A 23,777-nucleotide genomic window follows, 5' to 3' on the forward strand; every position below is an offset into this window, starting at 1 on the left:
TGCGAGAATGACTGTATGAGTGAGACGAAGACCCCTGATCACAGTGCCTCGGCAAGCCACGAGGCCGAAATCGACAACAGCAACCGCAGCACCACCCCGCAGACGGACAAGTTTTTGAACTACATCATGTCGGGCTGGGGCGAAGCCGATCAGAGCTTGCCTGCGGAACGAAAGGTTGCGAGTTTCGCCGCGCAGCGACGTCAGGCCCTCGGCGCACAGTTTGTGGGCCAGCGCCTCGTGATTCAGGCGGGTGCGATGAAGCAGCGCTCAAACGACACGTTCTATCAGTTCCGCGCGCACAGCGCGTTTTCGCACCTCACCGGTTGGGGCAGCGAAAGCGAGCCGGGCGCGATTCTGGTGCTTGACCCGGTTTCAGAGGGCGCTGGATCGGCGAGCACTCACGAGGCGACGATCTATTTCCGCGAGCGGGCCGGGCGCGACAGTGAAGAGTTTTTCGCCAACCCTGAGATTGGTGAGTTCTGGATCGGGCCGCGCCCTTCGCTCGCCCAGGTCGCTGCAGACCTTGGCGTGCGGACTGCGCACCTGGCAGACTTTGCACCGCAGGCCGACGATCTGACACTCGAAGACAGCGAGCTGGCTCGCGTGACTTCAGAGCTGCGTCTGGTGAAAGACAGCTACGAGCTTGAAGAGATGCAGGCGGCAGTTGATGCGACCGCGCGTGGCTTCGATGAAGTGCTGGCCGGTCTTGACCGCGCAGTTGCAGAGCCTCGCGGCGAGCGCGTGGTTGAGGGTGTCTTCAATATGCGGGCCCGCCTTGACGGCAACACGGTTGGCTATGAGACTATTGCGGCAGCGGGCCACCATGCGTGCACACTGCACTGGATCGAAAACAATGGTGTTGTGCGCGAGGGCGATCTCATGCTGCTTGATGCTGGCGTTGAGATGGACAGTCTGTACACGGCAGACATTACCCGCACTATTCCGATTAGTGGCAGTTTCTCCGAGGTACAGCGCCGGGTGTATGAGGCTGTGCTTGAGGCCGCCGACGCTGCTCGCGCGATTGTGCGCCCAGGTATTCGTTTCGGTGATGTGCACGATGCCGCGATGGTGGTTATTGAGCGTAAGACCCGCGAGTGGGGTTTGCTGCCTGAGGTTGATGGTGGCGACGATACGCCGTATCACCGCCGCTACATGGTGCACGGCACGAGTCACCATCTCGGCCTTGATGTGCATGATTGCGCGCAGGCTCGCCGGGAGCTGTATCTTGATGGCAAGCTCGAGGAGGGCATGGTGTTCACAATCGAGCCTGGTCTGTACTTCCAGCCTGACGATCTGACCGTGCCAGCTGAGTACCGTGGAATCGGTGTGCGCATTGAGGACGACATTGTCGTGACGGCCGATGGTTGTGTAAATCTTTCTGCTGACATTCCGCGTGATGCCGATGCCGTTGAGGCTTGGGTCAAGGAGATGCGCGGCCGCTAGTCGCTCTCCCGACGCATAATGCCCGCCCCGTAGTCGTGTACGGGGCGGGCATTCTTGTCTATAGGAGTTGATGCTTTAGTCGTCGCGAAGGTGGTCCTTGGCTTCGTTGCGTGCTTTTGTGGCGTCGCGCTCGGCCTCGGCTTTCTTCACGTTCGCTTCGGCCTTGACCTCTTCGACCTTGTCCTTTGCGCGATCTACCTGGTCTTCTACTGCTCGGCTCACTTTTTTCGCGGCTGCCTCAGCAGTTTCTTTCGCATCGTCGAGAATACCCATGGTTTCTCCTTTCATCGTGGGCCTACAGTTACCCACAGGTGTGCGAGCGAGGTCAAGGAATTTCACCAGCTGTTCAGAGAACTCTCACTAGTTTTCAAGCCAAGAGCAGCAGAAAGAAAAACGCCCCCGATGGCACTACTGCACAGTGCAATCGGGGGCGAATCGAGCAACCCGTGGGTTACCGGGGGCTACTCAGGCTGAGAAAGAATACGCCTTGCTTCATGAACAAGGGTCTCGTTTGTGATCAGGTCGTATCGCGCGGCCACAAACTGCATCACCGAAGAAAAATCACGACGCTGACGATTCATCGAGTAAGACAGCACACCGAAAAGCATGCCGAAGCCAGCACCGATCACGATTGCTGAAATAAACAGCCCCGCGATGCCCTCGTTCTCAGGCTGGAACAAAAACAGCAGCAGCCCCAAAAAGAGACCCAGGTACGCGCCAGAAAGCGCACCCATCAGAGCTACCCGGGCGTAGCTCAGCTTGCCAGTTACTCGTTCAACGCTGCGCATATCGTTGCCGAGGATCGACACAGCGCTCACCGGAAAGTTTGCTCTGGCGAGGCGATCCACCGCCTGCTTTGCATCAATGTAATGGTCGTAGGTCGAAATGACCTCGCCTTTTGGTAGCTCAGGCATCTGCGGCATGCGACGCGTTGGCATTGGGTTGCTGTTACTCATACATCGATTCTGCCACTCTTCCCGCTAATCTTGTGGTGTGAGTAGCTCTAGGGTGTTTGTAGGCCGCCTCGCTGGACGCGGGGTGTTCGACCCTGCGGGCGAGCGCATCGGAAAACTGCGTGACGTGCTGGTCGTCTACCGAGCGCAGACCGCCCCGCGCGTGGTCGGCCTCATCGTTGAGATTCCCGGTAAACGCCGCGTCTTCGTGCCGATTGGTCGAGTTACCTCGATGAGTTCTGGGCAGATCATTATGACTGGCCTGATCAATGTGCGCCGCTTCGAACAGCGCGGGGGCGAGACTCGAATTCTGGCTGAAATGATCGGCCAAGAAGTGCGCCTCACCGAGGGCGATGTGAAGGCTCGAATCGAAGACGCTGCCATTGACCGATTGAAGTCCGGCGAATGGGTAGTGAGCCAGCTTTTTGTGCGCTTGCCAAAACCGTCTGCACCTTTCGCCAAGGGCGACTCACGCACCGTTCGTTGGAGCGATGTGCAGCGGCAGTCTGACGGCACCGCTCCGCACTCAGCCGAGCTGCTCATTCAGACTCTTGTAGATCTCAAACCAGCGGATCTTGCCGAAGCCCTTCTCGAACTTCCCATTGGCCGAATGGGCACTGTGATTGCTGAGCTTGCCGATGACCGTGTGGCAGACGCGCTCGAAGAAATGACCGAGAGCGATCAACTTGCCTTGCTGGCGCTACTCCCCCGCGACCGTGCGGCAGACGTGCTCGATCACATGGAAGCAGACGACGCGGCCGACCTCATTTCGGCGCTACCCGCAGCCCAAGGTGAGCAACTCCTTGAGCTCATGGAGCCGGAAGAAGCCGAAGATGTGCGCCGCCTGCTCGAATATGACGCAGACACCGCTGGCGGCCTGATGAGCCCTAGCCCAATCGTGCTCTCAGCCGAATCCAGCGTCGCCGAGGGACTTGCCATGATTCGTCGCAGCGAGGTGCCAGTAGCAATGGCTTCGGCTGTCTACGTCACACACCCGCCCTACGAGACCCCAACCGGCGAGTACCTTGGCATGGCCCATTTTCAGCATATGCTGCGGGTGCCGCCACACGAGCGACTTTCAGCATTGCTAGATACCGAGGTTGAAGCAGTGCCGGTGCACGCGAGCACAGCTGAGGTTGCCCGCAGGCTTGCCAGCTATGACATGGTTGCACTGCCCGTGGTGGATCACAGCGGGCAGCTTGTTGGCGTTGTCACGGTCGACGATGTGCTCGACCATCTTCTGCCCGATGATTGGCGTCACGCCGATGACGAGTCAGGGAGTGCGCAATGAGTGTGTTTCGTCGAAATCAAGACTTCGATGCGCCACAGCAGAGCGCGAGCGGCCGACAACGCCTCAACCTGCGCATCGGCGAGGGCGGCAATGACTCGGGCAACGAGGTCTTCGGTCGATGGACCGAAGGTATCGCTCGAGGCATGGGCACCCCGTGGTTCTTGCTCGCGCTAACCCTGTTTTGTGTGGTGTGGCTTGCGTGGAACACGCTCGGGCCAAACGAATGGCGTTTTGACTCTGCGGCGCTTGGCTTTACAGCGCTGACGCTGATTTTGTCATTGCAGGCGTCGTATGCCGCACCAATGATTCTGCTTGCGCAGAACCGTCAAGACGACCGTGACCGAGTGCAGATTGAGCAGGACCGTCAGCGGGCAGAACGAAATCTTGCAGACACTGAGTTTCTCGCTCGCGAGGTGGTTGCGCTTCGCCTCGCTATGAAAGATCTGCCCGACCGCGAATTCGTGCGCGCCGAGCTTCGTGCCCTACTTACCGATCTGCTTGAGAACGATGCAGATGAGCATGCCGCGCAAGCCGAGCAGAACGCCACACCCATCACCGAGTCGCTCACCGTGATTCGCCCTGATCAACTAGATAAGCCTCAAACAGAAAAGTAACCAAACTACGTGTCGAAAGAGATCGAGCAGGCCGTCTGGCGCTCACTTGAGTCGGTTCGCGACCCCGAGATCATGCAGCCCATTACCGGACTCGGAATGGTGCGCAGAGTCGAGGTAGACGACGACGGGCAGGCACGGGTTGGCATTTCGCTCACGATCGCTGGCTGCCCCGCAGCGCGGCGCATCGAGGCAGAGACCCACGACGCGGTAGCGCAGACAGCTGGTGTGAGTTCAACAGAAATCACTGTCGACGTGATGAGCCCGAGCGAACGACAGGCTTTCATTGAACGGGTGCGTGGTTCCCGCGGCAATCGGGTGAGCCAATTTGGCCCCGAGTCCCTCACCCGTGTCATCGCCGTCACCAGTGGCAAGGGCGGTGTTGGCAAGTCGAGTATCACCACCAATCTCGCGGCAGCATTTGCCGCTCAGGGTTTAAGCGTTGGCATTATCGATGCCGATATTTTTGGGTTCTCGATCCCCGCGCTGATGGGTCTGGCTCACGACGGTCAGGTCGCCGCACCAACCCGCGTTGACGATCTCATGCTGCCTCCAGTGGCTCACGGCGTGAAGGTCATTTCGATCGGCATGTTCCTTGGCGACAAGGATCCTCGCACCACAGCAGTCTCTTGGCGTGGACCGATGCTGCATCGCACTATTGAGCAGTTCTTGCGCGATGTTTGGTTTGGCGACCTTGATGTTTTGCTGCTGGATTTACCACCCGGTACCGGCGATATCGCGATCAGCGTCGGCCAGCTACTGCCGCAGGCCGAGGTGGTTGTGGTGACCACCCCGCAGGCGGCCGCTGCAGATGTCGCCGTGCGCAGTGCTCTGGTTGCTCGGCAAACCGGTCAACGCGTGGTGGGTGTCATTGAGAACATGGCCGGGCTGATGCAGCCAGATGGCACCGTACTCGAACTCTTTGGTTCGGGCGGCGGCAAGATTGTGGCAGAGCGTCTCACCGAAGTTGAGAACCCTGACGGCACGAAGGTGCCCTTGCTTGGTTCCGTGCCGCTCAGCCCAGCGTTTCGTGAGAGTGGCGACGAGGGTAGACCTGCGGTGCTCGCTGCACCGCACGATCCCGCGTCGGCTGAAATCCTGAGGATTGCTCGTGCGCTGACAATTCGGCCCCGTGGTCTGGCTGGTACCGGCCTGCCTATTTCGCCAGCGTAAGACTAGGTAGCTTCGTCGTCGAAGTTCAGGCCGCTTGCTGCGGCCCGAGGCTCGGTGCCGAGCGCGGTTGCGGTCACACCAGCGGCCTCGCTCGCACTAGCGCCCTCGCTCCCACCGGCAGCGGCAGCACCCGCAGCACCCATAGCGGCGGCGCCGCCGAGCGCACCAGCCGCAACCTCATCGGCTCGCGCTTGCACCCGATCACGACGCGCCTGCGCAGCCTCCATGGCTTTTGCCTTGCGAGCTTCGACCTGGGCCTCGCGCTCGTCTTCAATCAGTGCATCACGAATAATCCGGCGAGGATCGTATTGCCTCGGATCGAGCTGCTTCCAGTCGACTTCGTCGAACTCGGGCCCCATTTCGTCACGCAAACGATCTTTGGCACCATTTGCCATTCGTTTGATCGAACGCACAAACTCGCCAAGCTTCTTCGCATAGAGGGGCAACTTATCTGGCCCGACCACGAAGAGCGCAATCAACAAGATAACAAATATCTTGTCAAGCGTGAGCCCACCGAATCCCATGCTGCCATCGTAGCGCCTAGAGCTGCGAAGCTCACACCGCGCGGCAACCCGAGAAATCACGGTATTGCTTGTACCCTAAACTCAGTCATCCCGCCAGAAACTCGGAGGAACCTTGAGTCGGCTCGAACGCAATTGGCAATATGCCGAACAGTACCCCAACGAAAGCGACGCTCAAGTGTCGGCTCGTCGGTACTCCATCGAGTTCGGTATCGAGCCCGTCAGCCGCGCAGTGGCAGCTCAGCTTTCCGGCATTGTCGCGGCAACCGCGGCAACCGCGATCTGCGAGCTCGGCACGGGCGTTGGCGTTAGCGGTCTCGCTCTCATGCGCTACGCACCAAACGCGACGCTCACCTCTATCGAAATCGATCCTGAGCACATGCGTCAGGCACGAGCCATCTTTGCTGAGGCTGGCGTGCCCGGCGCACAGCTGCGCCTGATCGAAGGCGATGCTTCGCAGGTAGTTTCCCGCCTGAATCTTGGCGCCTACGACACCGTGTTGATTGATGCCGATGCGAGCCGCCTACTCGAGTATGTCGAGCAGGCCCTGCAGATCGTGCGCCCAGGTGGCACGATTCTGGTGCCAAGTGCGTTCGCGCATGGCAAGGTCACCGATCCAGCGTCGCGTGATGAAATCACCCAGAACATGCGCGATCTTCTTGCGATGGTAGCTGATTCACCTGCGATCGCTCCTGTGCTCTCGCCTGCCGGCGATGGCCTGCTGATGCTCACCCGCCTCAAAGACTGAAGGAAGCCCCGACTCACGAATACTGATCGGCCCAGGTAATCGTTCCATCAGTCAGCTGATGGCGCACTCCAGCCGCAATGAATTCGGCGAATCTAGCTGATAGACACGAAAAGCCCCCGTCAACCTCGACGGGGGCTTTTCTCTTGGTATGTGGTTAACCGTCGAGAACGGCGTTCAGCACGTCTCTCAGTTCGGTCGCCTCTGCGTCGTTCACCGAGACGACCAGGCGGCCACCGCCCTCGAGCGGCACGCGAACCACGATCACGCGAGTCTCGCGCACCGCTTCCATTGGTCCATCGCCGGTCCGGGGTTTCATTGCAGCCATTGCTTCTCCTCTATGTGAGCCTACGTTTCTATTGTATCGGGCATCACCCGTACGCGAAAAACTAGATTGACTCAGATTTCAGCCAATGACGCAGCGCATCGGCGGTTTGTGTGATCTGCGAAACAGGAACTCGCTCGTCATCGGCATGTGCCAACGACGGATCTCCCGGCCCAAAATTCACCGCAGGCACCCCGAGCGCCGAGAACCGCGAAACATCAGTCCAGCCGACTTTCGCCCGCGGTTTCGCGCCAACTGCGGCCACAAATCCCTGCGCAAAAGGAGCGTCAAGGCCCGGCCGTGCACCCTCTGCCAGGTCAGTCACCTCAAACTCATCGACGTCTGCAAAAAATTCGCGCACAAATTGCACGGCCTCTTCGCCGCTCTGGTTCGGTGCAAAACGGTAATTCACATCAATATCGCAACGATCTGGAATCACATTGCCTGCGACACCTCCGCTCACTCGCACCGCATTCAAACCCTCGCGGTAGTCAAGTCCATCGACGTGCACAGTACGCGGTTCATAGTTTGCGAGACGCTCCAAAAGTTCACCAGCACGGTGGATCGCGTTCACACCCATCCACGCCCGCGCAGAGTGAGCCCGCTTGCCAAGCATCGACACCCGCACCCGGAGAGTTCCGTTGCAGCCGCCCTCAATGGCACCAGCAGTGGGTTCGCACAAGATCGCAAAATCTGCGTCAAAAAGCTCCGGGTGATTTCTAGTTGCCCGACCAAGACCGTTCAACTCACTTGCCACTTCTTCGTGGTCGTACCAAACCCAAGTCACGTCAACGTTTGGCTCAGAAAGTTCAAGCGCAAGCGAAAGCTGCACCGCAGCTCCAGCCTTCATATCGACAGTGCCACGCCCCCAGATCACTGGCTCGCCCTGCTCATCAAGCTCGTCGCGCACCGGCAAATTGTTATTGATCGGCACCGTGTCGATATGGCCCGCAATAATGACCCGTTTTGCGCGGCCAAGATTCGTGCGAGCAATCAGCGCATCACCATCACGCAGCACAGACAGATGCGGCGCCGTACGCAGCAGTGCCTCAATCGAGTCGGCGATCCCCCGCTCGTTACCTGAGACAGATTGAATATTGCAAAGCTGCCGCGTTAGCTCGACGGGATCGCTCGGATCTAGGACAGGTGTTTCGGCCAGATTGCTCACACTATTACTCTAGAGGTATGAGTAATTCTCGATTCGCGTGGGCCGAAGGCCTCGCCACAATTGCCGCTGACGGACTCCTGCTCGATGCTTGGTTTCCCTCACCGCAACTCGGTGAGCGCCCAGCAGATCATGCGCAATCACCAGAAATGCTCGCTGAACAGGGGCACGACGAAACCCGAAACGTCTCGATCCGCGCCATCGTCGTAAGCATCGACCTTGATGTGGCACCCGCCAGCACTGAAGATGCCTACCTTCGTCTGCACCTGCTTTCACACTGTCTGGCACAACCAAACTCGATCAACCTTGACGGGATCTTTGGCAAGCTGCCAAATGTTGCCTGGACTAACGCAGGCCCAATGGCACTCGCGGATTACAGCGCGCGGCTCCCGCTCCTCAAACGCAAAGGCATTACCGCGGTTGGCGTCGACAAGTTTCCGCGGCTCACAGATTACGTGTTGCCCGAAGGCGTGCGAATCGCCGACGCCTCACGAGTTCGCCTGGGCGCACACCTTGCACCCGGCACCACAGTAATGCACGAGGGATTCGTGAACTTTAATGCCGGCACCCTCGGCGCTTCTATGGTTGAAGGTCGCATCTCGCAAGGAGTTGTGGTCGGCGAAGGCAGCGACATTGGTGGCGGCGCATCGATCATGGGAACGCTCTCAGGCGGTGGCACACAGCGCATATCAATTGGTGAGCGGGCGCTGCTGGGTGCGAACGCCGGCATCGGTATCTCAATTGGCGATGACTGCGTAGTCGAAGCCGGGCTCTACGTGACAGCAGGTACCAAAGTGCTGCTGCCACAGGGACACTCTGGCAGCAGCGAACCGACCGAGATCAAAGCACTTGCACTCTCGGGCTTGCCCAGCCTGCTGTTTCGCCGCAACTCAACAAGCGGCGCAGTCGAGGTTATTCCGCGCAGCGGCAGCGGCATCGCGTTAAACGCCGCGCTGCACGCGTAGCCTCGCCTTCGGGTCACTCACCCGCTCGCTGCGCGTTACTCTGCGCAGAATGACGACGGGACAGCAAAGGCCCGCTCACTGTGACAAGCTCAGTGCGCGGGCCTTGTTGTAGTTTTAGCGGTTCAGATGGCGCTCTGGGCTGCCAATGTAGAGCTGCTGTGGGCGACCAATCTTGGTCTGCATGTCTTCGCGAGCTTCACGCCACTGCGCGATCCAACCGGGCAGACGACCGATCGCAAACAGCACGGTGAACATGCGGGTCGGGAAGCCCATTGCCTTGTAGATCACGCCGGTGTAGAAGTCGACGTTCGGGTAGAGCTTACGCTCCTTGAAGTAATCATCTTCAAGAGCGATCTGCTCAAGCTCCTGCGCCAACGCGAGCAGTGGATCGTTCACACCAAGCTCAGCAAGAACCTTGCCTGCGCTTTCGCGAACAATACGAGCGCGTGGATCATAGTTCTTGTAGACGCGGTGGCCAAAGCCCATCAGCTTGACACCCGCCTCCTTGTTCTTGACCTTCTCCACGAAGGCGCCAACGCCCTGGCCGCTCTCCTGAATCTGAGCGAGCATCGAAAGCACGGCTTCGTTTGCGCCACCGTGCAGCGGGCCCGAGAGCGCGTTGATACCGGCAGAGACCGACGAGAACATATTTGCTCCAGTCGACCCAACCAGACGAACGGTAGAAGTCGAAGCGTTCTGTTCGTGATCGGCGTGCAGAATGAGCAGTTTGTCGAGCGCGTCAACAAGAACCGGGTTCAGCACATACTCTTCAGCGCGGTTGCCGAAGTTCAGGCGCAAGAAGTTCTCAACAAAACTCAGGTTGTTGTCTGGGTACAGGAAGGCCTGCCCGATCGACTTCTTGTGAGCGTAAGCGGCAAGTACCGGCAGCTTTGCGAGCAGACGAATGGTGTTGACGTGCACGAACTCTTCGACCGAAGTGTCGAGCGAGTCTTCGTAGTAGGTCGACATTGTCTGCAGGCCACCCGAGAGCACCGCCATCGGGTGAGCCGTGTGCGGCACACCCTCAAAGTAGTAGCGCATGTCTTCGTGCAGCAGCGTGTGTCGACGAATCTCACCGTCGAAGGAAGCCAGTTGATCGGCAGTCGGCAATTCGCCGTAGATCAGCAGATAAGCAACCTCAAGAAAGCTCGACTTTGCAGCCAGCTCTTCGATTGGATAGCCACGGTAACGCAAAATGCCCTGGTCGCCATCGATAAAGGTGATAGCTGACTTTGTTGAGGCAGTGTTTACGAATCCATAGTCGAGCGCTGTATGGCCTGTTTGACGGGTCAGCGCGCTCACATCGATAGCGGGGTTTCCGTCTGTTGCAGTCAGCACAGGCAGCTCTGCCTCGCGCCCAGCAACGGTCAGCCTTGCGGTCTGGCCCTGCGTCGATTCGGTCACGTTGCCTCCTCGTGATTCGTTGCAGTGAACCGTCGCCCCTCTTGAAGGCGACGTGTTCCCAGCTTAGCCCGTTCACCAGGGCAAATTCGCCCTCCTACCCTTGATTCGATACCAAAAAATATCTCGATATCGAAACAAACGCAGTATTTCCGCCGAGGAACCCCTACAACTACAGCGTTCAGCTTCTGGGCGTGTCTACAACGCTCTCGAGCAGTCGTGCCGCTGATTCAGCAATGTCGGCATCGCTAGCGGTAAGTGCGAGACGCACATGCTGAGGCGAATGCTCTCCGTAGAAATATCCCGGTCCTGCAACAATGCCAAGTTCGGCCAGACGGTCGATACTTTGCCAAGCATCTTCACCCCTGGTAGCCCAGAGATACAGCCCGGCTTCACTGCCTTCAATCACAAATCCCGCGGCTTCAAGGGCCGGCTGCAATTGCGCACGACGACGACGGTAGCGGTCGCGCTGCTCAGTCACGTGCTGCTCATCTTGCAACGCAGCGATCATCGCCTGCTGCACGGGGCCAGGCACCATCAAACCCGCGTGTTTGCGCACCGTGAGCAGTTTGGCAACGAGCTCGCGATCCCCCGCCAAGAATGCTGCCCGGTAGCCCGCAAGATTGGATTGTTTACTCAGCGAGTAGATCGCGAGTACGCCGGAATGATCCTCGCCAACGACGCGTGGATCAAGCACCGACGGTATCGGCTCTTCGTGCCAGGGCGCGTTCCATCCGAACTCGGCGTAGCATTCATCACCGACGAGGATCGCCCCAAGCTCGCGCGCCCGCTGCACCGCTGCACGCAACTCGGCCACGTCAAGCACACGTCCGTCAGGGTTGCCCGGTGAGTTGAGCCACACCAAGCGAGTGTTTTCTGGCCACTCGGCTGGATCATCTGCGGCGACGGCTGTCGCACCAACAAGCGCCGCACCCATCGCATACGAGGGGTACGCGACCCGAGGAAACACAACGGCTTCGCCAGCTTCAAGGCCAAGCAGCATCGGCAAGAGCGCGACCAGCTCCTTTGAGCCAACCGTCGGCAACACGGCATCGGCGCTCACAGAGACGTTTCGGCGACGACGATACCAGTCGGCGATCGCCGCACGCAGTTGAGGAGTGCCCGCCGTAGTTGGATACGCGTGCGCGTCAGTCGCTTCGGCGAGCGCCTCACGAACCGGGGCCGGCGTGGGATCTACCGGCGAACCGATCGAAAGATTGATTGCCCCGTGCGGGTGTTCCGCCGCTTTCGCCGAGTAGGGCGCCATAGCGTCCCACGGGTAATCGGGCAGACTCCCCCGCATAACTATTCTCCGAGCTTCGGCAGAGCCGCAACTAGTGGGTGGTCAAAGTCATAGGCGCCAACCTTTGCTGCGCCGCCCGGCGAACCAATCTCGTCGAAGAACTCGACGTTGGCCTTGTAATAGTCGGCCCAAACATCCGGCAGATCATCTTCGTAGTAGATCGCTTCAACGGGGCAAACTGGTTCGCACGCACCGCAATCAACACACTCATCCGGGTGAATGTAAAGCATACGTTCACCCTCGTAGATGCAATCGACTGGGCACTCGTCAATACAAGCCCGGTCTTTTACGTCTACGCACGGAAGTGCGATTACATATGTCACGAACACGCCCCCTTTTGTCTGCGACTTCTCCAGCTATCCTACTCTCGCGAGCTGTGCGCTATGACCAAAGACTGAGGCCCATACCCAGCCAGCACGCCAAGATCAACACCGGCCCAAACGCCAATCTTTTTCGTTTTCGTACGACGCTCAGCGCCCCAGCTATGCCCGCAAGCCCGGCAATCGCCAGCGGCACCAAAAGCACTGCGGCAAGTGTTCCCGCCCAACCAGCCATCAAGCCGATGAGGGGCGCGAGTTTCACGTCACCCGCGCCGAGCGAACTTGGCGCGAGCAACCAAAGCAGCAAAAACACCGCACCGTAACAACAAGCCGCGATAAGACATCTGCGCAGGATCGCCCAGCCCTGCTCATTCCCAGCGAATAAGGCTGCGCCCGCCAAGAGCCCCGCGACTGCCAAACTCCCCCAGCCAACTATGACGTTGGGCAGACGATGCTCACGAAGATCAACCACGACAAGCCAAAGAGACACCACACCAAACACCACGAACGCAGCGATGGTGAGAGCGGTCGTCATCTTGCGCCCGACTATTGCCCGTCGAGGGCTGATCCTCGCCCAAACACTACGGAGTGACCTCGGTACCGATGCCGCGTGCCGTGAAGATCTCAAGCAGCACAGAGTGCGGCTCGCGACCATCAATAATGGCGGCCTTGTGCACCCCGCCGCGCACCGCGTCAAGGCAGGCCCGCATTTTTGGAATCATGCCTGACTCAAGCTCTGGAAGCAGCGCTTCAAGGTCGTCAGCAGTAATGCTCGAAACCAGCGAGTCACGGTCTGGCCAGTTTGAATACAGCCCTGCCACATCGGTGAGAATCACAAGTTTCTCGGCACCGAGTGCCGTAGCGAGGGCGCCAGCGGCCGCATCGGCATTGATATTGAGTGAAGCGCCAGCCTGGTCACCATCTGGGGCGATACCAGCGATTACAGGAATAAGTCCATCTTCGAGCATCGAAAGCACCGGTTCGACGCGCACATCGACCACGTCCCCCACCAGCCCAAGATCGATCATCTCGCCATCCACCTCGATCGGGTCACGACGGCGACCAACAAACAGGCCAGCATCTTCACCCGTGGTGCCCGCAGCAAATGGGCCGTGCGCATTGATCTGCTCGACCAGTTCAGGAGTCACCTTGCCGGTGAGCACCATACGCACCACATCCATAGCCTCAGGAGTAGTGACCCGGTAGCCGCCCTTAAACTCGCTCTGAATGTCGAGTCGTTTCAACATCTCGCTGATCTGTGGACCGCCACCGTGCACAACGACCGGGCGAATGCCGGCCAGGCGCAGGTAAACCACATCTTCCGCAAAGGCGCGCAACAGATCTTCGTTCACCATCGCATTGCCGCCGAACTTGATCACCATAATGGCGTCGCGAAACTTCTTCAGCCACGGCAGCGATTCGATCAGCACCTCAGTTTTCAGGGCTGCTTCTTCATGCGGAACAGTGCTTGTCGTTTGAGTCATCTGGGTTGCTCCTCAGGATGAGTACGCTGAGTTTTCGTGCACGTACTCGTTCGTGAGGTCGTTCGTGCGAATGGTAGCGGTGTGCTCGCCGGCGAACAGTTCGATCAGCACGTGAGTTTTGCGCGGAGTCAAATCGCACTCCTCGTTTGGGCGATCCGGGCCTCCAGCATGGCAGAGACGCACCCCGTTGAAGCTGACGTCAACCGCATACGGATCGAAAGCAGCCTCAGTCGTGCCGATTGCGGCGAGCACGCGACCCCAGTTTGGATCGTTACCGTAGATCGCCGTCTTAAACAGGTTGTTTCGCGCAACCGAGCGAGCCACCTCGACGGCATCTCGCTCGCTCACCGCGCCAGTGACCTCAATATCGATATTGTGGCTGGCACCCTCGGCATCGGCCTGCAACTGAGCCGCCAGGCTGTCGCTCACCTCAGCAATAGCGCGAACGAACTCAGCCTCATCGGGGGTCACCCCGCTCGCACCCGACGCAAGCAGCGTAACCTGGTCGTTGGTCGACATGCAGCCATCGCTGTCAAGCCGATCAAAAGTCGTGCCGGTTGCACCGCGCAGTGCACGGTCAAGACCCTCATTGCTCACAACAGCGTCGGTCGTAATCACTACGAGCATGGTGGCAAGACCCGGCGCAAGCATGCCAGCGCCCTTAGCCATTGCGCCGACAACCCAGCCGGCTTCGCTCTGATAACTGGCCGTCTTCTGCACCGAGTCAGTGGTCAAAATGGCGGCAGGAGCAGTCTCGTCGTTTTCGCTCAGCGCAGCAAAAAGTGCGGGAACATTGTCGACGATCTTATTACGGAACGTCTGATCACCAGTGCCGATCAGACCAGTGGAGCACACCAGAATCTGCTCTGCGTCTGAACCTTCGCCAAGCGCCCCTGCTACCGCTTCAGCGGTGAGCTTCGTCGTCTCATAGCCAAAATCACCGGTAAAGCAGTTTGCGCCGCCCGAGTTCAGAATGATCGCGTGAGCCGCGCCATTCTGCGCAACCTTCCGACTCCACAGAATTGGGTTTGCTTGCGCTCGATTGCTGGTAAACACCACCGCACTCGCTCGCTCCGGGCCGTCATTCACGACCAGAGCCAGGTCTGGCTTACCAGTGCTCTTAAGCCCTACAGCGATACCGGCCGAGCGGAATCCCTTTGCGAAGGTGACGGTCACGAGTTGCTCTCTTTCTGTTGAGCGTTCAAAGTAAAGTCTTGACGGAACAGTACGCAACAGCGCACTTACGCACGAGCTACGGTGCAACGCCGTTCACGCTGAGCCCAGTCTGCTCTGCAATGCCGAGCGCAATGTTCGCCGACTGAATCGCCGCGCCAGCGGTACCCTTGGCAAGATTGTCGAGTGCAGCGACCACAACGACCCGGCCTGCAGCCTCATCGATAGCGATACCCATTAGGCAAGTGTTTGCGCCGAGAGTATCAGCCGTGCGAGGAAACACGCCCTCAGGCAAGACGTGCACAAATGGCTCGTCTGCATAGGCCGCCACCCAAGCTTCACGAACCTCGGCAGCAGTCACACCAGTGGCAATACGAGCGGTTGAAGTCGCGAGAATCCCCCGGCTCATTGGCACAAGCACCGGGGTGAAGCTGAGGCGCGGTTCAGCCTTGCCATCGCGACCAGCACCGGCACCTCGCAACGCCTGCTGAATCTCAGGAATGTGACGGTGCGTGCCGCCAACGGCATAGGGATTAGCCGTGCCCATCAGCTCTGCGCCGAGAAGATGCGTTTTCGCGGCCTTGCCTGCACCACTTGGACCAACTGCGAGCACAGTCACAATGTCGTCAGCCTCGATCACACCGGCAGCAACACCCGGAGCGAGAGAAAGCGCAACAGTGCTGGCGTTGCAGCCCGGCGCTGCGATCCTCGTCGCGCCAAGCAGCGCTTCGCGCTGTTTCGAAAAGCTGCCGCCCTCGCCCTGCACCAGCAGCTCAGGCACACCGTAGCTCCACGCTTCGAAATGCTCGCCGCCGTAAAACTTCGCCCAGTCAGCGCTATCACGGAGACGATGATCGGCGCCAGCGTCAACCGCGAGACCAACATTCTTCAGCTGAGCAGTAAGCGCCCCTGAAGCACCGTGTGGCAGCGCAAAAAACACCACATCGTGGTTATCAAGAATCTCTGGGCTGGTCGCCTGCAGCGTGAGGTGCGCAAGCGATCGCAGATGCGGTTGATGCGCAATCAGTGGATCGCCGGCGCTGGAGTGACCCGTCACCGTGCGAATCTCGAACTCGGGATGCGCAGCCAAAAGGCGCAACAATTCTCCGCCCGCGTATCCAGAGGCACCTGCAACAGCAACGCTGTAAGTCATTAAGAAAACCACCCTTCAGGTACCAAGTTACCGGAGGCGGCATGCTGACGGAGCCGAATAACGTGCGAAGAGCGTGCTCGCTGAAGAAAACAGCAAACTTTTCACCGCGTCCCGCACGCTATTCTTTACCGCCCAATGAGCGCTGCCTGGCTCCCCCGGCTACGCGAACGCTCGGTCGTTTGCGCCAACAGGTGAAGGCAATACTGACGGTGCACCGCTCAGAAACGCATCAACCGAAGCCGCAACAGCACGGCCCTCGGCAATGGCCCAAACGATCAACGATTGACCGCGGCCCGCGTCACCGGCCACAAACACTCCAGACTCAGCGGTGGCAAAGTCAGCGGTACGAGCGAGTGCGCCACGCTTGGTCGTCTCGACCCCAAGACCGTTTTCTGCAATCGCCTCGGGGCCAGTAAAGCCCATAGCGATCAACACCAGATCCGCGTCAATCAGGTGTTCGGTACCGAGGATCGGCTCACGCCCCTGCTCCGTGAACCCAGTCTCGGCGACCATAAGACCGCGCAACTTGCCAAGCTCATCGGCAACGTACTCGACGGTTGAGGCAAGATAGCGCCGCTCGCCGCCTTCTTCATGCGAACTCGACACCTCAAAAAGTGTTGGATGCACGGGCCACGGTTGGCTTGTGCTGCGCACAGTCGGTGGGCGTTTGCCGATGGCGAGATTAGTCACTGATCGGGCACCCTGCCGATGCGCAGTACCCACACAATCGGCACCAGTATCGCCGCCGCCAATGACGACAACGTGCTTGCCGCGAGCGTGCAGCGCCCCACTCGGTTCAACACCGAGCGTTTCGGCCCGGTTCTGAGCGGTCAGGTAATCCATTGCATAGTGAATACCTGCCAGCTCACGCCCCGGCAGTTCAAGCGGCCTCGGCAGAGTTGCTCCCGTCGCAACAACCACGGCGTCATACCGGCGACGAAGCTCAGACCAGCTCATGTCTTTGCCGATTTCAATGCCGGTACGAAATCGTGTGCCCTCTTGTTTCATCTGGTCGACACGACGTTCAACCAATTGTTTTTCGAGTTTGAATGAGGGAATACCGAGCGAAAGAAGACCGCCGACCCGCTCGTCACGTTCGTAAACGGCAACCGTATGTCCGGCCCTCGTAAGTTGTTGCGCTGCGGCAAGTCCAGCCGGACCAGAGCCCACAATCGCGACAGTTTTTCCGCTCAAACGCTCTGGCAGAATCGGCACGACCCACCCCTCAGCAAAACCCTGGTCAATCAGTGAGTTCTCAATCTGTTTGATCGTCACAGGGTCTTGATTGATGCCAAGCACACAGGCAGATTCGCACGGCGCAGGGCAGGCCCGACCAGTGAACTCAGGGAAATTATTGGTCGCGTGCAGGCGGTCAAGCGCTTCTCGTTCGCGGCCCCTCCAGGTGAGGTCATTCCACTCAGGAATGAGATTGCCAAGCGGGCAACCCTGGTGGCAAAACGCCACTCCACAGTCCATACAGCGGGACGCTTGCCGGGCAACAACCTCAGGGTTCGCCGGATCGACCACCTCGCGCCAGTCCATGAGGCGAAGCGCAACCGGACGTTTTGCAGCAAGCTCGCGCTCTCGAATCTTCAAAAAACCACGCGGATCAGCCACGAGTCACCTCCAAAATTTGTGACCAAGCAAGCTCCCCGTCGGGGTCACGCCCCTCAGCACGAGCCTGCTCATGAATATCAAGCACTCGCGCGTAATCGCGAGGGATCAAGTGCGTAAAACGAGCCCAAAGCCGTTCCGGGTCAAGCGCTATGTCGGCCAGCAACTCGGCCGCCAACTGCGAACCCGTCTGCTCAAGGTGACGCTGCAATAGCCGCAATACCCGCTCTCGCCGAGGCTGATCGAGTGCCTGCAGCACAAGCGATCCGCTGAGCAGCTCTGCCGCGTTCACATTGAGCGGGTCAAGATCTAGCAGCACAGCTTCACCGCCAGACATACCGGCACCAATATTGCGGCCAGTCGCACCAAGAATCAGCGCGAAGCCGCCCGTGAAGTATTCGAGGGCATGATCGCCGGTGCCCTCAACCACCGCAGTCGCGCCCGAACCGCGCACCAAGAATCGCTCACCAACAGTGCCAGCGATCCAAAGCTCACCACTGGTTGCGCCGTAACCGATCACATTGCCTGCGATCACGTTGCCCGCCGCAGAGTGACCGGCGTTCGGGTGCGGACGCACCGTAATCTCACCACCAGACAGCCCCTTGCCGACATAGTCATTGGCGTCGCCAACGAGCCGCAGCGTGATGCCGGCCGGTAGAAAAGCTCCGAGTGATTGGCCGGCTGATCCGGTGAGCGTCACATCAATCGTGCCGCCCGGAAGCCCATCTGCCCCGAATCGTTTGGTGAGTTCGTGGCCGAGCATGGTGCCAACTGCCCGATCAATATTGCGAATAGAAAGCGCAATATGCTTCGGCTCACGATTCAACAGCGCAGCCTCGGCCGCAACGATCAGCTGGTGATCAAGGTGCGAGTCGAGGTCGTGCTGCTGCGCAACGCCGTGTTTACGTGGCTCATCTTCATCGAATATCGGACCGCGCAAGATGGGCGTGAGATCCAGGCCCTCGGCTTTCCAGTGCCGCACGGCTTCATCAAGGTCGAGTGCGGCCGTATCGCCGACCGCTTCGTCAAGCGTTCGGTACCCGAGAGCAGCAAGAATCTCACGCACCTCCTCAGCAATAAACGTGAAGAAGTTCACCACGTGTTGAGCCTGACCTGTATACCTGCTGCGCAGTTCAGGGTTTTGGGTGGCAACTCCCACCGGGCAGGTATCAAGGTGGCACACCCGCATCATGATGCAACCCGAAACAACCAAAGCTGAAGTCGCAAAGCCGAATTCTTCAGCCCCAAGGAGCGCAGCGATCACCACATCGCGACCAGTTTTCAACTGACCGTCAACCTGCACAATCACCCGTTCACGGAGCCCGTTAAGCATCAGCGTTTGTTGCACCTCAGCAAGACCCAACTCCCAGGGCGCACCCGCGTGTTTCAGCGAATTCATTGGGCTCGCACCGGTACCGCCATCGTGACCAGAGACCAGCACCACATCGCTCAACGCCTTCGCCACACCGGCCGCCACCGGGCCGATACCCGATTGCGACACAAGTTTCGTCGAAATGCGCGCGGCAGGGTTTGCTCGCTTCAGATCAAAAATCAGCTGCTTCAGGTCTTCAATCGAATAGATGTCGTGATGCGGCGGTGGCGAAATAAGGCCCACACCGGGCGTCGCATGCCGAGTTTTGGCGATCCACGGATACATCTTTTGCGGTGGAAGCTGCCCACCCTCACCCGGCTTCGCGCCCTGAGCCAACTTGATCTGAATTTCATCGGCATGAGTGAGATACATGCTGGTCACGCCGAAACGTCCAGAAGCGACCTGTTTGATAGCGCTTCGGCGCGCTGGATCCACCAGCCGCTCGTCGCTCTCACCGCCCTCGCCGGTATTCGACTTGCCACCGATCTGATTCATGGCGATGGCAAGCGTCTCATGAGCCTCAGGCGAAATAGAACCGTAGCTCATGGCACCGGTCGCGAATCGGCGCATAATGTTTTCGATCGGCTCAACCTCGCTCAACTCAACCGCGGGCCGTTGCGGCGCAAAGCGAAACAGGCCGCGCAACGTCATCAAACGCTCTTGTTGCTCGTTCACCCGGGCGGTGTATTCGGCAAAGATTTCTCGCTTGCCACTCTGTGTAGCGTGCTGCAATTTAAATATGGTTTGCGGATCAAAAAGGTGCGGTTCTTCGCCGCGACGCCAACGATACTCACCGCCGGTCGCGAGCCGCTGATGCGCAAACGCCGCCTGATTATCTGGGTATGCTCTGCGGTGCCGCGCAGCAACCTCAGCCGCCAACACATCAAGGCCAACACCACCGAGTTTTGAAGAGGTACCAGTGAAGTAGCGTTCAACAAGCTCTCTTGCGAGACCGACAGCTTCAAATGTTTGCGCCCCGCAATAGCTTGCCACTGTAGAGATACCCATTTTGCTCATCACTTTGAGCAGCCCCTTGCCGAGCGCCTTAATCAGGTGATGTACCGCTTCGTCAGCTTCAAGATGTTCAATCTCACCGGATCGCACCAGCGCTTCAACACTCTCCATCGCAAGATACGGGTTCACTGCCGCCGCCCCATAACCAATCAGCGCAGCAACGTGATGTACCTCGCGCACATCGCCCGCCTCAGCAACGAGAGCAACCCGCATACGCGTGCCCTCGCGAATGAGATGGTGATGCACAGCAGAAACCGCAAGAAGCGATGGGACCGGAGCCAAATCTTTGTCGCTATCGCGATCAGAAATGATCAAAAACTCGGCGCCAGCCTCGACCGCGGCACTCGCCTCACGGCACATCGCTTCGAGTCGATCCGCAAGCCCACGAGCATGGTAATCAACCGGGTAAAGACCCCGGATCGTGACCGTGCGCTCACGCACAGGGTCATCCCCGAAATGCTGAATTCTGGCGAGATCGTCATTGTCAATCACCGGGAAATCAAGCATCACCTGCCGAGCATGCTCAGGCCCCTGATCAAGCAGATTCGCCACCGGCCCCATGCTCGTGACCAGGCTAGTTACAAGCTCCTCGCGCAGAGCGTCAAGAGGCGGGTTCGTCACCTGAGCAAACTGCTGCACAAAGTAGTCAAAGAGCGACCTCGATCGGTCACTCAACACAGCAATCGGGGTGTCAGTGCCCATTGCGGCAAGGGGTTCCGCGCCCTCGCGTGCCATCGGAGTGAGCAGCACGCGCAACTCTTCCTCGGTGTATCCGAAGGTGCGCTGGCGCCGAACAATAGAAGCTGCCGGGTGCACCAAGTGTTCACGCTCAGGCACATCAGCGAGGCGAATCAAACCGGCCCGCAACCACTCCCCCCAAGGCGCAGACCCGGCAAGCTCACGCTTCACCTCGGCGTCTTCGCGAATCTGACCCGTACCAAGATCCACCGCGATCATGCGGCCAGGCTGAAGTCGACCACGACGCAACACACGCTCGGGCGCAAACTCCAGCACACCCGTCTCGCTCGCGATCACCAACAAACCATCATCAGTGATCTGATAGCGCCCCGGCCGCAAGCCATTGCGGTCAAGCAAAGCAACAAGCTCACGACCATCGGTCGCGATCATCGCCGCCGGACCATCCCAGGGTTCCATGACGAGCGAGTGATACTCAAGAAAATCACGAAGTTCCTGGCTCAGACCGTGCTCAAGCTCCCACGCTTCCGGAACCATCATGGCGAGCGCGTGCGGCAGACTCCGACCCGACTGAACCAGCAGTTCAAGCACCTCATCAAAACTTGCAGAATCGCTACCTCCGGGCGAACAGATAGGCAGCAATTGCGAAATATCGCCGAGCGCCGGTGAGGCTAACTGTGCTTGACGAGCACGCATCCAATTTCGGTTTCCGCGCACCGTATTGATTTCGCCGTTGTGCGCGACCATTCGCAGCGGCTGCGCCAGGTGCCACGACGGGAAGGTGTTCGTAGAGTAACGCGAGTGCACAATCGCGAACTTCGCCGCAAAACGCTCGTCACGAAGCTCCGGGTAAAACTCGGGCAATTGCAGGGTGGTCACCATGCCCTTGTAGACAATGGTGTGGCTACTCAGTGAAGGCGCATAGGCACCGGTTTCGTGCTGCAACCGCTTTCTCGTGCGAAAAGCTGCACGCTCAAGCTGGTCTTGGCCGGTTGCCGATCCAGCGTGTGCCACAAGAAAAATCTGTTCGATGCAGGGTGCCGCTTCTTTCGCAGCCGCACCAAGCACCTCAGCTCGCACATCAACGCTTCGCCAAGTGAGCACCTCCAGTCCCTCTTCGTCTGCAATCGCGGCGATACGGTACTTCACCGCACGACGTTCGGTACTCTGCTGAGGTAAAAAAATAAGGCCGGTCGCATAGCGGCCGGCCTGTGGGAGATGCACCTCGGGAGTGCGCTCCAGCAAGGTGGAGCGCAGAAAACGATCGGGAAGTTCGCAGAGCACACCTGCTCCGTCGCCGGTGCCTGCATCGCTTCCAACCGCACCGCGATGCTCAAGGTTTTCGAGCGCTTCAAGGGCAAGCTCAACAATGCGGTGGCTCGCCTCACCAGTCAGTGAGACCACACTTGCGAGACCGCAGGCGTCGTGTTCCTCTGCGGGGTCGTAGAGACCGGTGGGCGCGGGGCGGTGAAGCGAGGTAACGGAATCTTGCACCTTCGACATCCTCTCGTGCAGGGGAAAACACTGACACTGCAGAGGCCGCTTCTGCAGCCCTTGCAGTTTTTGGAGATTTGAGACTAACACAGCAAAAGTTGTGTTTTTGACGCAAGCGGCCTCGAAACAAACATGGTTTCGAACTGTTACTTTTCAGCAACAAACGGGCAAAAGCGTCGAAACAGACGCGAGTCAGACTGTGAACACCGGCATTGAGGCCGGCAACACACGAAAGGTGAAAACCATGGAACTGACTGCACCAGAAGTGTGGACACTCGCGAGCACAGCGCTTGTGCTCGTCATGACGCCGGGGCTTGCACTCTTTTACGGAGGCCTAGTTCGAGTGCGATCCGTAGTCAACATGATGCTCTTTAGCGTGAGCGCGATGGGCGTTGTCGGAGTGCTCTGGATTCTGTTCGGGTACAGCATGAACTACTTTGCCGAGGGAGAATCAGGTTTCGCAGGCAACCCGTTCAAAGACTTTGGGCTGCTGAACACCGCGCCAGAAAACTTCATCAGTGTCGGCTTCGGCGCAGCCTTCGCCATGATCACAGCCGCACTCATTTCAGGAGCGATTGCCGACCGAGTTGGCCTCGGCTCTTGGGTACTCTTTGTCGGTGTCTGGTCGAGCGTGGTGTACTTTCCAGTCGCCGCCTGGGTGTGGGGCGGCGGTTGGATTCAGAACCTGGGTGCAACGCTCGGTCTCCCCGAGGTCATTGACCTCGCCGGCGGCACGGTGATTCACATCAATGCCGGTGCCGCGGCGCTCGCGCTCGCGCTCGTTGCCGGCAAACGTTTGGGGTTTGCGCCTGGATCGCACCCACCGCACAGCGTGCCTCTCGTCACGATCGGCGCAGCGCTGCTCTGGTTTGGTTGGATCGGCTTTAACTCCGGCCTCGCCACCACTCCGGCAGAAGCGGGCCTGATCCTCGTGAACACCCTCGGTGCACCTGCCGCAGGCATCATCGGCTGGATCGTGGTTGACGTGATTCGCGGGAAGAAGCCCGGAGTGATCGGCGCCGCCTCTGGCGCGATTGCCGGCCTGGTCGCCATTACTCCTTCAGCCGCGAACCTCGCCCCGCTCTGGGCGCTCTTGCTCGGATTGATCGCCGGTATCGCCTGCGCCTACGCCATCGACTGGAAATACCGGCTCGGTTATGACGATTCGCTTGACGTGGTCGGCTTGCACCTCGTCGCCGGCGTTATCGGCTCGCTCTACCTCGGCTTCTTCGCCTTTGACGACGGGCTGCTGCTCGGCGGAGGTGCCGGCCTGCTGCTGGTGCAGACAATATCTGTCGTCGCCGTCGCCGCATATTCGTTTGTTGTTTCGCTCGCCATCGCTCTTGTGGTGAAGCGTCTCACCGGTTTGCGGGTGCCCGCCGAGGTGGAAGAGGGCGGCATCGACGAAATGGCGCACGGCGAGGCGGCGTACGCCTAGCCCCTCGCCCCGTCGGCCCCTCCGCCGGCGCCCTTCCTTGCACCGTCGCCCCCCTTGCCTCGGCGCCCCCTCCGCCGAGATCGCCACGTTTGCCGAAACACACTGGTTTTTCGCGTAAAAACG

21 protein-coding genes are annotated in these 23,777 nt (G+C 59.2%); 7 read left to right on the forward strand and 14 right to left on the reverse strand.

What is annotated here, in order from left to right:
* The first annotated feature begins 15 nt into the window (after positions 1–15).
* Positions 16–1,443, forward strand: coding sequence for an aminopeptidase P family protein (locus QBL02_RS06160; RefSeq protein WP_282725511.1), 1,428 nt, complete (start codon positions 16–18; stop codon positions 1,441–1,443).
* A 75-nt stretch (positions 1,444–1,518) separates the two neighbouring features.
* Here QBL02_RS06160 and QBL02_RS06165 read toward each other — a convergent pair whose 3' ends face one another.
* Both QBL02_RS06165 and QBL02_RS06170 read right to left on the reverse strand, forming a co-directional pair.
* Entirely contained in the window at positions 1,519–1,716 is a 198-nt protein-coding gene (locus tag QBL02_RS06165; RefSeq protein ID WP_282725512.1) for a hypothetical protein, read from the reverse strand.
* 188 nt (positions 1,717–1,904) lie between these two features.
* The gene (locus tag QBL02_RS06170) at positions 1,905–2,399 is read right to left on the reverse strand and encodes a general stress protein (protein WP_282725513.1); all 495 of its coding nucleotides are present in this window, start codon (positions 2,397–2,399) and stop codon (positions 1,905–1,907) included.
* A 37-nt stretch (positions 2,400–2,436) separates the two neighbouring features.
* Here QBL02_RS06170 and QBL02_RS06175 point away from each other — a divergent pair, with 37 nt between their 5' ends.
* From QBL02_RS06175 to QBL02_RS06185, 3 genes are read left to right on the forward strand one after another with little or no spacing between them, the layout of a single operon-like run.
* Positions 2,437–3,687 carry a CBS domain-containing protein gene (locus QBL02_RS06175; protein WP_282725514.1) on the forward strand — a complete coding sequence of 417 codons (1,251 nt, stop codon included), beginning with the start codon at positions 2,437–2,439 and terminating at the stop codon, positions 3,685–3,687.
* The gene (locus tag QBL02_RS06180; protein ID WP_282725515.1) at positions 3,684–4,301 is read left to right on the forward strand and encodes a DUF1003 domain-containing protein; all 618 of its coding nucleotides are present in this window, start codon (positions 3,684–3,686) and stop codon (positions 4,299–4,301) included. Before QBL02_RS06175 ends, QBL02_RS06180 begins: the two co-directional genes overlap by 4 nt.
* A gap of 9 nt (positions 4,302–4,310) precedes the next feature.
* Positions 4,311–5,471 carry a P-loop NTPase gene (locus QBL02_RS06185; protein ID WP_282725516.1) on the forward strand — a complete coding sequence of 387 codons (1,161 nt, stop codon included), beginning with the start codon at positions 4,311–4,313 and terminating at the stop codon, positions 5,469–5,471.
* Between the two features lie 2 nt (positions 5,472–5,473).
* Here the strand turns inward: QBL02_RS06185 and QBL02_RS13795 are convergent, their stop codons facing one another.
* Positions 5,474–5,995, reverse strand: coding sequence for a twin-arginine translocase TatA/TatE family subunit (locus tag QBL02_RS13795; protein ID WP_349238634.1), 522 nt, complete (start codon positions 5,993–5,995; stop codon positions 5,474–5,476).
* A 112-nt stretch (positions 5,996–6,107) separates the two neighbouring features.
* Here QBL02_RS13795 and QBL02_RS06195 point away from each other — a divergent pair, with 112 nt between their 5' ends.
* On the forward strand, positions 6,108–6,740 hold the full coding sequence (locus QBL02_RS06195) for a class I SAM-dependent methyltransferase (RefSeq protein ID WP_282725517.1): 633 nt from the start codon (positions 6,108–6,110) through the stop codon (positions 6,738–6,740).
* 154 nt (positions 6,741–6,894) lie between these two features.
* Here QBL02_RS06195 and QBL02_RS06200 read toward each other — a convergent pair whose 3' ends face one another.
* Entirely contained in the window at positions 6,895–7,065 is a 171-nt protein-coding gene (locus tag QBL02_RS06200) for a DUF3117 domain-containing protein (protein ID WP_282725518.1), read from the reverse strand.
* A gap of 61 nt (positions 7,066–7,126) precedes the next feature.
* Positions 7,127–8,230 (reverse strand): succinyl-diaminopimelate desuccinylase, encoded by a 1,104-nt coding sequence (gene dapE / locus QBL02_RS06205; protein WP_282725519.1) that lies wholly within the window; start codon positions 8,228–8,230, stop codon positions 7,127–7,129.
* Between the two features lie 17 nt (positions 8,231–8,247).
* On the opposite strand from dapE, the gene dapD reads away from it, so the two are divergent.
* A complete protein-coding gene (gene dapD, locus QBL02_RS06210; protein WP_282725520.1) occupies positions 8,248–9,192 on the forward strand; it encodes a 2,3,4,5-tetrahydropyridine-2,6-dicarboxylate N-succinyltransferase in 945 nt (314 codons plus the stop codon).
* 114 nt (positions 9,193–9,306) lie between these two features.
* Here dapD and QBL02_RS06215 read toward each other — a convergent pair whose 3' ends face one another.
* The 9 genes from QBL02_RS06215 to gltB all read right to left on the reverse strand — a co-directional run bounded on the left by QBL02_RS06215 (position 9,307) and on the right by gltB (position 22,216).
* On the reverse strand, positions 9,307–10,596 hold the full coding sequence (locus tag QBL02_RS06215; RefSeq protein ID WP_282725521.1) for a citrate synthase: 1,290 nt from the start codon (positions 10,594–10,596) through the stop codon (positions 9,307–9,309).
* Between the two features lie 178 nt (positions 10,597–10,774).
* Positions 10,775–11,896: a succinyldiaminopimelate transaminase gene (dapC, locus tag QBL02_RS06220; protein WP_282725522.1), complete on the reverse strand. Its 1,122-nt coding sequence runs from the start codon at positions 11,894–11,896 to the stop codon at positions 10,775–10,777.
* 2 nt (positions 11,897–11,898) lie between these two features.
* Positions 11,899–12,219, reverse strand: a complete 321-nt coding sequence (fdxA, locus tag QBL02_RS06225; protein WP_282725523.1) for a ferredoxin — start codon at positions 12,217–12,219, stop codon at positions 11,899–11,901.
* Positions 12,220–12,277: 58 nt separating this feature from the next.
* Entirely contained in the window at positions 12,278–12,751 is a 474-nt protein-coding gene (locus tag QBL02_RS06230) for a prepilin peptidase (protein ID WP_282725524.1), read from the reverse strand.
* Positions 12,752–12,797: 46 nt separating this feature from the next.
* Complete coding sequence (gene argB / locus QBL02_RS06235) at positions 12,798–13,700, reverse strand: acetylglutamate kinase (RefSeq protein WP_282725525.1); 903 nt, start codon at positions 13,698–13,700, stop codon at positions 12,798–12,800.
* A 12-nt stretch (positions 13,701–13,712) separates the two neighbouring features.
* Positions 13,713–14,876, reverse strand: a complete 1,164-nt coding sequence (argJ, locus tag QBL02_RS06240; protein WP_282725526.1) for a bifunctional glutamate N-acetyltransferase/amino-acid acetyltransferase ArgJ — start codon at positions 14,874–14,876, stop codon at positions 13,713–13,715.
* A gap of 76 nt (positions 14,877–14,952) precedes the next feature.
* Complete coding sequence (gene argC, locus QBL02_RS06245) at positions 14,953–16,026, reverse strand: N-acetyl-gamma-glutamyl-phosphate reductase (protein WP_282725527.1); 1,074 nt, start codon at positions 16,024–16,026, stop codon at positions 14,953–14,955.
* Positions 16,027–16,185: 159 nt separating this feature from the next.
* Positions 16,186–17,643 (reverse strand): glutamate synthase subunit beta, encoded by a 1,458-nt coding sequence (locus tag QBL02_RS06250; RefSeq protein WP_282725528.1) that lies wholly within the window; start codon positions 17,641–17,643, stop codon positions 16,186–16,188.
* Entirely contained in the window at positions 17,636–22,216 is a 4,581-nt protein-coding gene (gene gltB, locus QBL02_RS06255; protein WP_282725529.1) for a glutamate synthase large subunit, read from the reverse strand. Before gltB ends, QBL02_RS06250 begins: the two co-directional genes overlap by 8 nt.
* Before the next feature lie 244 nt (positions 22,217–22,460).
* On the opposite strand from gltB, the gene QBL02_RS06260 reads away from it, so the two are divergent.
* Complete coding sequence (locus tag QBL02_RS06260; RefSeq protein WP_282725530.1) at positions 22,461–23,654, forward strand: ammonium transporter; 1,194 nt, start codon at positions 22,461–22,463, stop codon at positions 23,652–23,654.
* Positions 23,655–23,777: the final 123 nt, after the last annotated feature.

This window comes from Leucobacter sp. UT-8R-CII-1-4 (assembly GCF_030010235.1).
GTDB lineage: Bacteria > Actinomycetota > Actinomycetes > Actinomycetales > Microbacteriaceae > Leucobacter.

What these genes read in the sequence shown, in the direction of transcription:
- QBL02_RS06160 (WP_282725511.1), top strand. Translation starts at nt 16, where the DNA reads ATGAGTGAGACGAAGACCCCTGATCACAGTGCCTCGGCAAGCCACGAG.
- QBL02_RS06165 (WP_282725512.1), bottom strand. Translation starts at nt 1,716, where the DNA reads ATGGGTATTCTCGACGATGCGAAAGAAACTGCTGAGGCAGCCGCGAAA.
- QBL02_RS06170 (WP_282725513.1), bottom strand. Translation starts at nt 2,399, where the DNA reads ATGAGTAACAGCAACCCAATGCCAACGCGTCGCATGCCGCAGATGCCT.
- QBL02_RS06180 (WP_282725515.1), top strand. Translation starts at nt 3,684, where the DNA reads ATGAGTGTGTTTCGTCGAAATCAAGACTTCGATGCGCCACAGCAGAGC.
- QBL02_RS13795 (WP_349238634.1), bottom strand. Translation starts at nt 5,995, where the DNA reads ATGGGATTCGGTGGGCTCACGCTTGACAAGATATTTGTTATCTTGTTG.
- QBL02_RS06200 (WP_282725518.1), bottom strand. Translation starts at nt 7,065, where the DNA reads ATGGCTGCAATGAAACCCCGGACCGGCGATGGACCAATGGAAGCGGTG.
- dapD (WP_282725520.1), top strand. Translation starts at nt 8,248, where the DNA reads ATGAGTAATTCTCGATTCGCGTGGGCCGAAGGCCTCGCCACAATTGCC.
- dapC (WP_282725522.1), bottom strand. Translation starts at nt 11,896, where the DNA reads ATGCGGGGGAGTCTGCCCGATTACCCGTGGGACGCTATGGCGCCCTAC.
- QBL02_RS06230 (WP_282725524.1), bottom strand. Translation starts at nt 12,751, where the DNA reads ATGACGACCGCTCTCACCATCGCTGCGTTCGTGGTGTTTGGTGTGGTG.
- argB (WP_282725525.1), bottom strand. Translation starts at nt 13,700, where the DNA reads ATGACTCAAACGACAAGCACTGTTCCGCATGAAGAAGCAGCCCTGAAA.
- argC (WP_282725527.1), bottom strand. Translation starts at nt 16,026, where the DNA reads ATGACTTACAGCGTTGCTGTTGCAGGTGCCTCTGGATACGCGGGCGGA.
- QBL02_RS06260 (WP_282725530.1), top strand. Translation starts at nt 22,461, where the DNA reads ATGGAACTGACTGCACCAGAAGTGTGGACACTCGCGAGCACAGCGCTT.